At 73.2% G+C, this 13,286-nt stretch carries 12 protein-coding genes; 7 read left to right on the plus strand and 5 right to left on the minus strand.

Going from position 1 to position 13,286, the window contains the following annotated elements; genetic code table 11:
• Positions 1–40 precede the first annotated feature (40 nt).
• On the minus strand, positions 41–1,654 hold the full coding sequence (locus tag P8A18_RS03275) for an ABC transporter substrate-binding protein (RefSeq protein WP_306051615.1): 1,614 nt from the start codon (positions 1,652–1,654) through the stop codon (positions 41–43).
• Between the two features lie 360 nt (positions 1,655–2,014).
• Here P8A18_RS03275 and casG point away from each other — a divergent pair, with 360 nt between their 5' ends.
• Positions 2,015–3,658, plus strand: coding sequence for a steroid-24-oyl-CoA synthetase (gene casG, locus P8A18_RS03280; RefSeq protein WP_306051617.1), 1,644 nt, complete (start codon positions 2,015–2,017; stop codon positions 3,656–3,658).
• Positions 3,659–3,844: 186 nt separating this feature from the next.
• Here the strand turns inward: casG and P8A18_RS03285 are convergent, their stop codons facing one another.
• The gene (locus P8A18_RS03285; RefSeq protein WP_306051619.1) at positions 3,845–4,621 is read right to left on the minus strand and encodes an SDR family oxidoreductase; all 777 of its coding nucleotides are present in this window, start codon (positions 4,619–4,621) and stop codon (positions 3,845–3,847) included.
• Between the two features lie 196 nt (positions 4,622–4,817).
• On the opposite strand from P8A18_RS03285, the gene P8A18_RS03290 reads away from it, so the two are divergent.
• Together P8A18_RS03290 and P8A18_RS03295 are read left to right on the plus strand one after the other, a co-directional pair.
• On the plus strand, positions 4,818–5,687 hold the full coding sequence (locus tag P8A18_RS03290; protein WP_306051621.1) for a TIGR03619 family F420-dependent LLM class oxidoreductase: 870 nt from the start codon (positions 4,818–4,820) through the stop codon (positions 5,685–5,687).
• Positions 5,684–6,181 carry a nuclear transport factor 2 family protein gene (locus tag P8A18_RS03295; protein WP_306051623.1) on the plus strand — a complete coding sequence of 166 codons (498 nt, stop codon included), beginning with the start codon at positions 5,684–5,686 and terminating at the stop codon, positions 6,179–6,181. Before P8A18_RS03290 ends, P8A18_RS03295 begins: the two co-directional genes overlap by 4 nt.
• Before the next feature lie 66 nt (positions 6,182–6,247).
• Here P8A18_RS03295 and P8A18_RS03300 read toward each other — a convergent pair whose 3' ends face one another.
• Positions 6,248–7,168, minus strand: a complete 921-nt coding sequence (locus P8A18_RS03300; protein ID WP_306051625.1) for an SDR family oxidoreductase — start codon at positions 7,166–7,168, stop codon at positions 6,248–6,250.
• A gap of 158 nt (positions 7,169–7,326) precedes the next feature.
• Between P8A18_RS03300 and P8A18_RS03305 the strand changes: the two genes are divergently transcribed.
• Genes P8A18_RS03305 through P8A18_RS03320 form a run of 4 tightly spaced genes read left to right on the plus strand, consistent with a single transcriptional unit; the run spans position 7,327 to position 10,788 of the window.
• Positions 7,327–8,082, plus strand: coding sequence for an enoyl-CoA hydratase family protein (locus tag P8A18_RS03305; protein ID WP_306051627.1), 756 nt, complete (start codon positions 7,327–7,329; stop codon positions 8,080–8,082).
• Between the two features lie 14 nt (positions 8,083–8,096).
• Positions 8,097–8,948 carry a CoA transferase subunit A gene (locus P8A18_RS03310; RefSeq protein WP_306060652.1) on the plus strand — a complete coding sequence of 284 codons (852 nt, stop codon included), beginning with the start codon at positions 8,097–8,099 and terminating at the stop codon, positions 8,946–8,948.
• Positions 8,945–9,724, plus strand: a complete 780-nt coding sequence (locus P8A18_RS03315) for a CoA-transferase subunit beta (RefSeq protein WP_306051628.1) — start codon at positions 8,945–8,947, stop codon at positions 9,722–9,724. The genes P8A18_RS03310 and P8A18_RS03315 overlap by 4 nt, the downstream gene beginning before the upstream one ends.
• Before the next feature lie 14 nt (positions 9,725–9,738).
• Positions 9,739–10,788 (plus strand): NAD(P)H-dependent flavin oxidoreductase, encoded by a 1,050-nt coding sequence (locus P8A18_RS03320; protein WP_306060654.1) that lies wholly within the window; start codon positions 9,739–9,741, stop codon positions 10,786–10,788.
• Positions 10,789–10,900: 112 nt separating this feature from the next.
• On the opposite strand, the gene P8A18_RS03325 is transcribed toward P8A18_RS03320, so the two are convergent.
• Positions 10,901–11,860: a DUF4862 family protein gene (locus tag P8A18_RS03325; protein ID WP_306051630.1), complete on the minus strand. Its 960-nt coding sequence runs from the start codon at positions 11,858–11,860 to the stop codon at positions 10,901–10,903.
• A 91-nt stretch (positions 11,861–11,951) separates the two neighbouring features.
• Entirely contained in the window at positions 11,952–13,103 is a 1,152-nt protein-coding gene (locus tag P8A18_RS03330; protein WP_371933632.1) for an eCIS core domain-containing protein, read from the minus strand.
• Positions 13,104–13,286 lie beyond the last annotated feature (183 nt).

The raw sequence follows: 13,286 nt of genomic DNA on the forward strand, positions 1-13,286 counted from the left end.
TCCTCCAGTTCCGCCGGGGGCGGCAGGCCGGTCGACGGGGTCACTTGCTGATCCATGCCTCGCCGAAGAGGGCCATGTACTCGTCGGTCGGAACGATGCCGTGGACGTTCTTGCCCCAGGCGGTGAAGCCGGCGCTGGCGCCGAGGTTGACCAGGGGGACGTCCTCGTTGAAGAGGGTCTGGACGTCGTCCAGAATCCGCTGGGTCTCCGCGTCCGAGTCGGCGGCCTGCAACTCGACGAGCAGCGCGTCCATCTTCTTGTTGGCGTAGCCGCCGGGGTTGCCGTAGCTCTCGGAGTTCAGGACGCTCTGGAGGCGGTGGTAGGGGTCGCTCTCGGAGATGCTGGCCGCGCCCCGGCTGATGTCGAAGTCGTGGTCCACATAGGTCTTCGCGACCCGGTCCGCGATGGAGGGGACCATGTCGAGCTTCACCTCGAAGCCGACGCGTTCCAGCATCGCCTTGGTGACGACGGCCTTGGACCGGGAGACGGGGTCGGTGCCGTCCATGTAGGTGAGCTTGCCGTCGTAGCCGTCCTTCCTGGCCTCGGCGAGGAGCTTCTTCGCCTGTTCGAGGTCGATGCCGAGGGGCTCGGTCTTCGAGTGCAGGCGTGATTCGGGCGGGAAGATCTCCTGGCCCGGCAGGCCCTTGCCGTCGTAGGCGCGTTCGGTGTCGAGCTTCGGGTCGAGCGCCAGCGCCATCGCCTTGCGGACGCGCAGGTCGCTGCCCGGCCGGCCGCTGCGGGTGTTGATGGTGATCATGTTGCCGAGGCCGGTGAGGGTCAGCTCCCCCGGGTGGCCCTCCTTCACCGCGTCGTCCACGACGTCGGGGCTGCGCATGTACGTCACGTCGGCGGTGCCGTCGTTCAGTGCCTCCAGCTTGGCGCGGTCGGCCTGCGGCCAGGTGAAGCGCAGCGCGTCGAGGTGGGGCGCGCCCTTCCAGTACTTCTTGTTCGCCTTGAGGACCATCTCCTCCTGCGGGGCGTACGAACCGAGTGTGAAGGGCCCTGCGCCGATCGGGCGGAAGGTCTTCGTGGCGTACGCGGCCGGCGCGACGATCATGCCGGGTGCCTGGGCGAGCATCGCGGGGAAGGTGGCCCAGGGGCTGCGGAGGGTGAAGACGACGGTGTGCTCGTCGGTGGCCTCGGTCTTCGCGAGGTTCGGGGCCAGGAGCGCGGTGTCGGCGCCCTTGTTCTTCTGGTACCAGGCGATGCTGGCGACGACGGCGTCGGCGTCGAGCGGGGTGCCGTCGGAGAAGTCGACGCCGTCGCGGAGCTTCAGGGTCCAGGTCTTCAGGTCGGCGCTGCTCTCCAGCGACTCGGCCAGCCACGGTTCGTACTTGTTCGCCGCGGTGTCGTAGCGCATCAGTACGTCGTAGACGGCGGCCAGGGCCGAGCCGCCGGAGGCGCCGGTCGCGAAGGTGACGGCGGGGCTGAGGCTGCGGGCCTCGCCGTAGTCCGCGAAGCGCAGGGTGCCGCCGCGGACCGGGGTGCCGCCCTTCGGCTGTTCACCGATGCTGCCGAACGTGTACCGCCCGCGTTCGGTCTTCTGCTCCTTGCCGCCGGCCCCGTCGTCGGGTGAGGCACAGGCGGAGGTGATCAGGGCCGCCGCGGCCAGGACGGCGGCGAGTCGGGCTCTGACCCGTGGTGTTCGCTTCATTGCATCCTCCAGTTGTCCGGAGCCCGAAGTCGGGAAGAACAGGTGCCCGAGGGGGCGGGAAGAGCGGTGCCCGGGAGGCGGGCGGGATGAGCGGGTGCGGATACGCCGGAGGGCGGGTGCCCGGGGGCGGATCGTGGGGGGACGCTATGGCCGGCGAAATCCGGCCGCCGTGGCGCATCCCACTCAGCGGGAACCCGGGCCGGGGGTGTGAGCGCGGGGGGTGCGGGGGCGCTTCCGCTCTTCGCCGGCCCGTGGGACGGTGTCCCAGTGACCGGAATCAGCCGGGGAGCGAGGGCCCCCGGCTGCCGAGACTGGCGTCGTCCGCGATCCCAGTGGAGTTCACGACGCCCAGGAGTCCCGATGCCCAGCGAAACGGATCACCGCGCCGCCGCCCTCGCCCAGGTGGCCGCACTCACCGGCCCCGGCGGCCGGTTCGAGCTTGCCGACGACGAGGTGCTGGGCAGCCGGCTGCCGGTGTTCACGCACCGCCATCGGGCCCTGCACGAGGTGCTGCACGCCTCCGTCGCCCACGCCGGCCGTGACTTCATCGTCACGGCGGACCGCCGGATCACCTTCGCCGAGCACGCGCGGCAGGCCGCGTCGCTGGCCCGGGTACTGCGTGAGGAGTACGGCGTCGCGAAGGGCGACCGGGTGGCCATCGCCGCGGCCAACTCACCGGCGTGGATCACCACGTTCTGGGCCACCGTGTCCATCGGCGCGGTCGCGGTCGGGTTCAACGCCTGGTGGACCGAGCGCGAACTGGCGCACGGCCTGGACAACGCGGAGCCCGCACTCGTGGTGGCCGACGCGCGACGGGCGGCGAAGCTGACCGGCTGCGGGGTGCCGGTGCTCTCCATGGAGGACGACATCAGCCGCTTCGCGGCGGCCCACCCGGACGCCCCGCTGCCCTCCGCCGATGTGGCCGAGGACGATCCGGCCGTCATCCTCTACACCTCGGGCACCTCCGGCCGCCCCAAGGGGGCCGTGCACACCCACCGCAATCTGCTGGCCGTGGTCGAATACCACCGCCTGAACGAGGCGCTGGCCCAGGCCCTGGGCGATCCGACGGCGCCGCAGGACCGCGTCTACCTGCTGACGCTGCCGCTGTTCCACATCGCGAGCCTGCACAACCTGGCCGTGCCGCGCCTCGCCACGGGAAGCCGGATCGCGCTGTACCAGGGGGCGTTCGATGTGGACGCCGTGCTGAGCATGGTCGAGCGGGAGCGCGTCACCAACTGGGGCGCGGTGCCCACCATGGCCCACCGGATGCTGGAACACGGCGGGGCGCACCGCTACGACACCTCCTCGCTGACCGCGTTCGCGCTGGCCTCCGCGCCGTCGTCGACCGCGTTCAAGGAGCGGCTGCGCGAGAGCCTGCCGTTCGCGAAGGACTCGCTGGTGGACAGCTACGGGCTGACCGAGACGTGCACCGCGGTCGCCGCCGCGAGCCCGCAGGAGCTGGCCGCCGCGCCCGGCACCCTCGGCCGGCCCGTCACGGGGGTCACGCTGGAGATCCGCGACCCGCTGGGCCAGGTGCTCGGGGAGGGCGAGGAGGGCGAGGTCTGGGTGCGCAGCCAGTACAACATGCTGGGCTACTGGCGGGACCCCGCGGCGACCGCGGCGGCGATCGGGCCCGACCGCTGGCTGCGCACCGGCGACCTGGGGCAGCTGCGCGAGGGCCGGCTCCATCTCGGCAGCCGCCGGTCGGACCTGATCATCCGGGGCGGCGAGAACATCTATCCGGCCGAGATCGAGACGGTGCTCGCGGAGCACCCGGACGTGCGCGAGTGCCTGGTGCTGGGGACGTCGCATCCCGACCTCGGCCAGGAGGTCGCGGCGGTCGTGGTCCTGGGCGCCGGCTCGGCGGTCACCGAGGAGGCGCTGCGGGAGTACGTGGCGCGCGAGCTGTCCTACTTCAAAGTGCCCACGCGGTGGCGGCTGACCGCCGACGAGCTCCCGCGCAACGCGACGGGCAAGGTGATCCGGCACAAGGTGCGGGTCTGATCCCGGAGAAGGCGTGGGCCCCGGCAGCCAGAGGTGGACTCGGCGGCCGGGGCCTCGTGTTCTGCGGTGCGCGGTGCTTGCGGGGCCTCGTGTTCTACGGTGCGCGGCGCTTGCGGGGCCTCGTGCTTCCGGGGCCGGTCCACCGTGGCCGCTCTTCCGGAGCCCGGCGGGCCCCTGCGGGCGGGCTCAGAAGACGCCGGGGCCGCGCAGGGTCGCTTCGGCGCCCCCGTCGACGTACACCACCTGCCCGGTGATGTGGCTGTTGGCCTCGGAGGCGAGGAACAGCACGGCGCGGGCGACGTCCTCGGGCTCCAGGTAGCCGTTGAGAGGCATGGGGACCGCCGCGTCCATGACCTCGCGCATCCCGGGGTCGTCGAAGAGGCCCGAGCTCATCTGGGTGAGGACGATGCCGGGCGCCACCACGTTCAGCGCGATTCCGGCGTCCGCCCAGCCCTCGGCGACCGCGGTGCGCCTCGCCCACTGGGCGAGCGCGGACTTGGACGAGGGGTACAGCTGTCGCGCACGGCCCTCGGCCACCGCGCGGTCGGCGTGCGCCAGGGCCGTGGTCTCGTCGCCCGCGAGGCAGGCGGCGACGACGTCCGGGTCGGCTGTCCGGGTGCCGGAGATGGAGCCGATGGCCACGACCCGGGGCCGCTCGGCCGCCGCGAGGGCCGGCCGCAGGGCCGTCAGGAACTCGGTGGTGCCGAAGTAGTTGACGGTCACCATGGAGCGCCCCGGTTCGGCGGTGCCGGCGCAGGTGACGACCGCGTCGACCACGGAGCCGGCCGCCCGGGACGCGGCCCCGGCGGCGGCGGCGCGCCCTTCGGGCGTGGACAGGTCGGCGTCCAGGTCGCCGCCCCGCAGGTCCACCCCGATCACCCGGTCGCCCCGGGCGCGGAGCAGTGCGGTGAGGGCGGCACCGATCCCGGAACCCGATCCGGTGACGACGACATTGCGCGGCATGGGTACTCCTCGGCTCGGTGAATGGCTCTCGCACCGTAGGAGCTGCGGGCCGGAGCGGTCGCGCGCCGTCCCGCTGACCGGACGGGCGCCCGGTGCCGGGTTTCCCGCCCACCGGGACCCGGCCTCCGCACGCGCGGCGGGGCGGCTTGGATGGCGTCTCGCTGCCCCTACCGTCCGGCCCGAGAGAGGTTTCCCCATGCGGCTCGGCATCAACAGTCCCGTCGTCACGGCCGTCCCCGGCGTCCACTCCCCCTGGGAACGCACCGCCGGCATCGAGGAGCTGGGGGCGGTCGCCGAGGCCGCCGACCGGCTCGGCTTCGACCATCTGACCTGCTCGGAGCATGTCGCGGTGCCGGCGGACATCGCACAGCAGCGCGGCGGCACCTACTGGGACCCGCTGTCCACCTTCGGTCATCTGGCCGCCCGGACCAGCCGGATCAGGTTCGCCACCCAGGTCCTGGTCCTCGGCTACCACCATCCGCTGGAGATCGCGAAGCGCTACGGCACCCTGGACCGCGTCTCGGGCGGGCGGGTCGTCCTGGGTCTGGGGGTGGGCAGTCTGGAGGAGGAGTTCCGGCTGCTCGGGGCGGCCTTCGAGGGCCGGGGCGCCCTCGCGGACGACGCGCTCGCCGCACTGCGGGCCTCGCTGTCCCGGCGTGAACCCGCCTACCACGGTGAGCACTTCGACTACGAGGGGCTGGTGGTGGAGCCGCACGCGGTGCAGGACCGGGTGCCGCTGTGGATCGGGGGGCGTACGCCGCGCTCGCTGCGCCGGGCACTCGCGTACGGCGACGGCTGGGTGCCGTTCGGGCTGCCGCTCGACCGGCTGGGCGAGATGGTGGGCGCCGCCTCACTGCCGGAGGGCTTCGAGGTGGTGCTGAGCGCGGGCCGCCCGCTGGACCCGTCCGGCGACGCGCACGGTACGGCCGAGGCGTTGCGGAAGGTGTCCGATGCCGGTGCCACGCTGGTCAGCGTGTCGTTGAGCGCCCGGTCGGCGGCCCATTACGCCGAACAGCTGGAGGCGCTCGCCGTCGTCGCGGACCTCCCGGCGGGGGCGCGGGCATGAGCGAGGACCGGATCGCCGCCCTGGAAGCGCGGCTGGGGCTGCTGGAGGACGAGCGCGCCGTGGCCCGCGCGATGGCCTCGTACGGACCGCTGGTGGACAGCGGCGAGGCGGACGCGGTGGCCGCGCTCTGGGCCCCGGACGGGGTGTACGACATCGACGAGCTCTACCTCGCGGGCCGGGAGCGGATCGGCGAGATGGTGCGCTCCCCCGCGCACCGGGGCTGGATACAGCAGGGCTGCGCGCATGTGGTGGGCCCGCCGCACATCACCGTGCAGGGCGACGAGGCGGTGGCGGTGTGCCATTCGCTGATGGTGGTGCACGAGGCGGGCCGGTACGTCGTGCGCCGGGCGACCGCCAACCACTGGCGGCTGTGCCGTACGCCGGGGGGTGCGGGCTGGCAGGTGGTCACCCGCACCAACCGCGTCCTGGACGGCCGGGCGGAGTCCCCCGTGCTGCTGGCCCGGGGCGTGCGCGGGGACCCGGCGGGCGGCTGACTCCCCCGGCGGGCGGGGCCCGGGTGACAGACGGTCACCCGGGCCCCGCCGCGTGCGCGTACGCCGTCAGCGCGCCCCGTACACCGGCTGCGGAGCCTCGGCCCGGCCGAGGAGCTTCAGCGCCGCTTCTCCGGCCTCGGCCGGGCTCCACCGGGCGCCCTTGTCCGCGGTGGGGCCCGGCCGCCAGCCCTCCATCACGGTGATCCGGCCGCCCTCGGTCTCGAAGACCCGGCCGCTGACCCCCTCGCAGGCCGGGGAGCCGAGCCAGACGACGAGCGGCGAGACGTTCTCCGGGGCCATCGCGTCGAACTCCCCCTCGGCGGGCGCCGCCATGGTCTGCGCGAAGGTGTCCTCCGTCATCCGGGTGCGGGCGGCGGGGGCGATGGCGTTGACCTGGACCCCGTACCTGCCCATCTCGGCGGCGGCCACCAGGGTCAGTCCGACGATCCCGGCCTTGGCCGCGGCGTAGTTGCCCTGGCCGACGCTGCCCAGCAGCCCCGCCCCGGAGCTGGTGTTGATCACGCGGGCGCAGGGGGTGCGGCCGGCCTTCGCCTCGGCGCGCCAGTGCGCCGCCGCGTGCCTGAGCGGCAGGAAGTGGCCCTTGAGGTGGACGCGCATGACCGCGTCCCAGTCGTCCTCGTCCAGGTTGACCAGCATCCGGTCGCGGAGGAATCCGGCGTTGTTGACGAGCGTGTCGAGCCGGCCGAAGGTGTCGAGCGCGGTGGCGACGAGGGAGGCCGCGCCCGCGTCGGTGGCGATGTCGCCGTTGTGCGCGACGGCCTCGCCGCCGGCCGCGCGGATGCGCTCCACGACCTCCTGGGCGGGCCCGGTGGCCGTACCCGAGCCGTCGATGCCCACGCCCAGGTCGTTGACGACGACCTTCGCGCCCTCGGCGGCGAGGGCCAGGGCGTGGGCGCGGCCGAGGCCCCGGCCCGCGCCGGTCACGGCGGCGACGCGTCCGGTGCACAGAGCGGTCGATGAGGTCATGAGGGTGTCCCTTCCATCGGCGGGTCAGCGGGGAGCGGGGGCCGTCACCACCGGGCGGTGCCGGTCACCACTGAGTGGTATGACGCTCTCCCGCCGCGCCCGCATCACTGCTACGTTGAACCAAACAAACGTTAGGTGGAAAGGTAGCTGATCTGCTCATGGGTGTCTCCACCTCCGTCCCGGAAGAGGGCATCGCCCTCGTCACCGTGGACTTCCCCCCGGTCAACGCCCTGCCCGTGCGGGGCTGGTACGACCTCGCGGCGGCGGTCCGGGCCGCCGGCTCCGACCCGGACATCCGGTGTGTGGTCCTCACCGCCGAAGGCCGCGGCTTCAACGCGGGCGTGGACATCAAGGAGATGCAGCGCGCCACCGGCCCCGAGGCACTGATCGGCGCCAACCGCGGCTGCTACGAGGCGTTCGCGGCGGTGTACGACTGCGAGGTCCCGGTGGTCGCCGCCGTGCACGGCTTCTGCCTGGGCGGCGGCATCGGCCTGGCGGGCAACGCCGACGCGATCGTGGCCAGTGAGGACGCGACCTTCGGCCTGCCCGAGCTGGACCGGGGCGCGCTCGGCGCGGCCACGCATCTGGCCCGGCTGGTCCCGCAGCACCTGATGCGGGCGCTGTACTACACCTCCCGCACGGTCACGGCGCACGAGCTGCACCGGCACGGCTCGGTGTGGAGCGTCGTCCCGGGCGACCGGCTGGCGGCGGCCGCCCTCGACCTGGCCCGGGAGATCGCCGCCAAGGACGGCTACCTGATCCGGCTGGCCAAGGCCGCCATCAACGGCATCGACCCCGTCGACGTACGCCGCAGCTACCGCTTCGAGCAGGGCTTCACCTTCGAGGCCGGTCTCAGCGGCGTGGCCGACCGGGTGCGCGACACCTTCGGCACGGACAAGGAGCAGCAGGCGTGACACAGGACAAGACGATGACGGCCGACGACGTCGTCGGCCGGCTGGAGAGCGGCATGACGGTCGGGATCGGCGGCTGGGGCTCGCGCCGCAAGCCGATGGCCCTGGTCCGGGCGCTGCTACGGTCGGACATCACCGATCTGACCGTGGTGTCGTACGGCGGGCCGGACGTCGGCCTGCTCGCGGCGGCCGGGCGGATCCGCAAGCTGGTCACGGCGTTCGGCACGCTCGACTCGGTCCCGCTGGAGCCGCACTTCACGGCGGCCCGGCAGCGCGGCGCGTTCGAGATGGTCGAGCTGGACGAGGCCATGATGATGTGGGGCCTGACGGCGGGCGCGCAGCGGCTGCCGTTCATGCCGGTGCGCGCCGGTCTCGGCTCGGACCTGATGGAGGTCAACCCGGCCCTGCGCACGGTCACCTCACCGTACGAGGACGGGGAGAAGCTGGTCGCGGCACCGGCGCTGCGGCTGGACGCGGCCCTGGTCCACCTCAACCGCTGCGACGCGCAGGGCAACGGCCAGTACCTGGGCCCCGACCCGTACTTCGACGACCTGTTCTGCGAGGCCGCGGACCAGAGTTACGTCTCCTGCGAGCGGATCGTGGAGACGGCGGATCTGCTGAAGGAGCACGGTCCGCAGACGCTGCTGGTGAAGCGGCTGTTCGTGGACGGGGTGGTCGAGACGCCGAACGGCGCGCACTTCACCTCTTGCGTGCCCGACCACGACCGCGACGAGTCCTTCCAGCGCGCCTACGTGCGGGCCGCCCGGGACCCCGAGGCGTGGCCCGCCTTCGTCGCCCGGTTCCTGTCCGGGGACGAGGCCGCCTACCAGGCCGCCGTCACCGCGTTCCACCAGGAGGAGGAAGCATGAGCCGCACCGAGACCGGCGCCGCCGCCCCGGCCAGCCGCGCCGAGTACTGCGTGGTGGCGTGCGCCGAGGCCTGGCGGGACGCCGGGGAGATCCTCGCCAGCCCGATGGGCACCGTCCCGGCGGTCGGCGCCCGCCTGGCGAAGCTGACCTTCTCCCCCGACCTGCTGCTGACCGACGGGGAGGCCCTGCTGATGGGCGACACCCCGGCGATCGGGGCGCGGCCGGGGAGCGTCGAGGGCTGGCTGCCGTTCCGCCAGCACCTGACGCTCACCGCAACCGGCCGCCGTCACGTGATGATGGGCGCCAGCCAGCTCGACCGGCACGGCAACCAGAACATCTCCTGCATCGGCGACTGGGCCCGGCCCACCCGGCAGTTGCTGGGGGTGCGCGGGGCGCCCGTCAACACCTTGAACAACCCGACGAGTTACTGGGTGCCCAAGCACTCGGCGCGGGTGTTCGTGGAGCATGTCGACATGGTGAGCGGGGTCGGCTACGACCGGGCGGCGGCGGCCGGTCCGTCCGCGACCCGCTACCACCGCATCCCGGGCGTCATCACCGATCTGGGCGTCTTCGACTTCGAGACCCCCGACCGCACCATGCGCATCCGCTCCCTGCACCCGGGCATCGGCGTCGACCAGGTCACCGCGGCCACCGGCTTCGCCCTGTCCGTCCCCGACGACGTGCCGCTCACCCGCGAGCCCACCGAGGCCGAACTGCGGCTGATCCGCGAGGTGATCGACCCGAAGGGGCTGCGCGAGCGGGAGGTCCCGGCATGACCGGGCCGGCGCCGATGCCGACCGCGCTCACCGAGCTGACCGGGGTGCGGTATCCGATCGTGCAGACGGGCATGGGCTGGGTGGCCGGCCCCCGTCTGGTGTCCGCGTCCGCGCGGGCGGGGGCGCTCGGCATCCTGGCTTCCGCGACGATGGGCGTCGAGCAGCTGCGTGCGGCGATCCGCGAGGTCAAGTCCCGTACGGACGCGCCGTTCGGCGTCAATCTCCGGGCGGACGCGGGCGACGCGGGCGAGCGGGTCGGGATCATGATCGAGGAGGGGGTGCGGGTCGCCTCCTTCGCGCTCGCCCCCTCCAAGGACCTGATCGCCCGCCTCAAGGACGCCGGTATCGTCGTCATCCCCTCCGTCGGCGCCCGCCGGCACGCGGAGAAGGTCGCCGCCTGGGGTGCGGACGCGGTGATGGTCCAGGGCGGCGAGGGCGGCGGCCACACGGGCGAGGTGGCCACCACGGTGCTGCTCCCCCAGGTCGTGGACGCCGTGGGCATCCCGGTGATCGCGGCGGGCGGCTTCCACGACGGCCGCGGCCTGGTCGCCGCGCTCGCCTACGGGGCGGCCGGGATCGGGATGGGCACGCGCTTCCTGCTCACCTCCGACAGCACCGTTCCCGGCCAGGTGAAGGCGAAGTACCTCGCCGCCACCGTCAAGGACGTCACGGTCACCGACCAGGTGGACGGCCTGCCGCACCGGATGCTGCGGACCGCCATGGTCGATTCGCTGGAGCGTTCCGGCCGCGCCGCCTCGCTGCTGCGGGCGGTGCGGCACGCCTCGGCGTTCCGCCGCGAGTCCGGTGCGAGCTGGCCGCAGCTGGTGCGCGACGGGCTCGCGATGAAGCACGGCAAGGACCTGACCTGGAGTCAGGTGCTGCTGGCCGCCAACACTCCGATGCTGCTCAAGGCCTCGCTGGTGGAGGGCCGCACGGACATCGGCGTGATGGCCTCGGGCCAGGTCGCCGGGCTCATCGGCGACCTGCCGTCCTGCGCGGAACTGGTCGAGCGGGTCATGGACGAGGCGCGGGCGACGCTGAAGGCCCTGCCGGGGGCGGACTGACGCTCCTGGTGCGCGTCGCGAGAGGGCCGGCCGACGGTTGGCGTGCGCGCGAGGGGGCGGCCCGGAGATCCGGACCGTCCCCCCTCGGACCCGGCCCGCCACCGGGACGGGCTCACGGCCGTACGACGGCTCCGGCGGTATCCGGCGCCGACGAGGCCCCGGGCAGGAGCCGCATGACGCGGCCCACCATCGCGAGACTCTCGGCGACCGGGGCGCCACCGGGCACCTGGATCTTGGCCCCCGCGTAGGAGATCGCGCCTTCTGCCGCGCGGAGGCAACGGCGTACCTCGTCGGCGTCCATGAGGGATGCGGGCTCGTCCTCGGTGAGAGGCAGATGCGCGTCCGCCCACGGCCCCCCGTACTCGTTGGCGGCCGGGCCGGCGCCGGAGAACATGATGCCCGCCAGCAGGCCCTCGGAGGCGAGCCGGGTGATCTGGGCGAGCGGCCGGCCCGGGTCCTGTGCCTCGATCGCCGACCGGCCCCAGTTGACGGCGACGCCGATCCCGCCTTCACGCGCGAGGGGGATCTCGTCCTCCAGGGACAGGAACCGCTTCTCACCCGGGACGTCCGGCGTGTACGCGTCGCAGTGCTCCAGGACGAGCCGGGTGGACCAGCCGCCCGTGGCGCTCTCGCCTGCCGCGATCTCGTCGAGCGAACGGGCGAACATCTCCGGGACGGCCGTCACCGAGGGCGCGGTGTGGATGTGGAGTACGGAGACCGACTGCTCACCCGTGAGCTGGTTCAACTCCTCGGCGGCGATGCGGGCCTCACGGAGGAAGCCGAGCGCGGCCTGCCGGCCGTCGTGGTCCCCGGAGGCCAGCCCGAAAGCACCCGAGGCTCCCACGCGCGCCATCGTGCCGGGGATCAGTGTGATCACCGAACGGGTGAAACGGCCACGCATCCGCGCGGCCAGCCACCGGGCGTCGTCACCGAGGCCGTCACGGAACGGGATCTCCAGCCCGTCGGCGACGCCTCCGTCGGCGAGCCCCTCGTAGAAGCGTTCCTGGTCGGCGCGGAGCGAAGGCAGGGCCGCGTAGGCACCTACGAGAGCGGCGGGCGGTTCGATGTCCATGGCCCCGCATCCTATCCAAGGTAAGACGTCAGATGTCTAGGTCCGGGTTGGCCACGCCACGGGGCGCCCCGTCTCGCGGCCTCGGTTCGGTTCAGGCGCCCGGACACTGCACGCTGATCCCCGCCGCCCTCATGTCGTTGATGGCCCGGACGGAATTCGCCCGGTCCGCGTTGCTCCTGCCGTACAGGTGGTCGGCGACCACCGTGATGGTGAAGGTGTGGCCCAGGTAGCCGTTTCTGGCGAGCTCGGCGAGCCGCTCGGCGCAGCCCTCCCCGCCCGTCTTCGTCGTCGTTCCGTGGCTGCTGGAGCAGGGGCTCGCCGAGAGGTCTATCCGGAGCGTGTGCGTCTGGCCGCCCGCCGCCAGGGCTGCCGCGATCTGAGCGTTCGGGTAGAGGCCGCCGATGGTCGCGTCCAGTTCGTCGAGCAGTTGGTCCTCCGCGTGGTCCTTGGGTGAGTACGCGGTGGTCTCACTGCTGAACGTTCCGATCGCAGTCCCGTTGAGTGTCGCCCGCAGGGTCACCGAGAAGTTCGGATGGGCCGTGACGTCTTCTCCCTCCCCGTAGTGGACGCGCTGCACGGCGGCGGTGGTCATGTCCGGACGCCGGGCCGTGCTGTCCGGGCGGACGGCCGCCGTCCGCTGGAGGGGTCCGGGCCCGCTCATCACCCGTCGGGCGTTGCTCACGGCTTCGCGCTCGTAGCGGTCGGAGGGGTCGGAGACCTTCAGTCCCGCGCCGTTGTCGGTGCCCGCGACCGCGCCCCTGCTCTGCTGGATCACGTGCGTGAGTTCGTGGGCCAGGGTGTGCTTGTCGGCGCCGCCGTCGCCGATGACGACATGGTTGCCCGAGGTGTAGGCACGGGCGCCGACCTCGGCCGCCGAGGCCCTGGCAGCGCTGTCGGTGTGAACGCGCACGGCGGAGAAGTCGGCCCCGAGGCGCGCTTCCATATCGGTGCGCGTGGCGTCGTCGAGGGGGCGGCCCGGGGCGCGCAGGACATCGTGGACGGCCGACCGCTGCACCGAGGGCTGTTCGGACCGCTGATGGCCACAGCCCGCATCGTGCTGGTGCTCCTCCTGCGCCCAGGGGTGGCCCGCCTGCCGCAGCCTCTGGATGACGACCGCGTTGCCCACCGTGCTCTGCAGCGCGGACAGCCCGGCCGGTGTCCCCCCACGCGGCGTCACGGTTCTCGCGGTGCCGGAGGAGCGCTTGTTGTCCTCGGATGCCTTGGCTGTCTCGTTCACGTGCATCGTCTTCCTTCCGAGCGCCGGGCGGGAACTGACGGCCCGTGTGGCGGGCCGGCCGCGCATGCCGATCCCCCACCGCGGACCTGTCCCCGCCCAAGTCTCGCAGCACCGCAAGGGCTTCGGGGCCCGGATCGTCTCCCTCGCGCGGATGAGGTGCGCGCCGGACCGCCCCGGCGAGGCGGGGCG

It is taken from the genome of Streptomyces sp. Mut1 (genome assembly GCF_030719295.1).
GTDB lineage: Bacteria > Actinomycetota > Actinomycetes > Streptomycetales > Streptomycetaceae > Streptomyces > Streptomyces castrisilvae.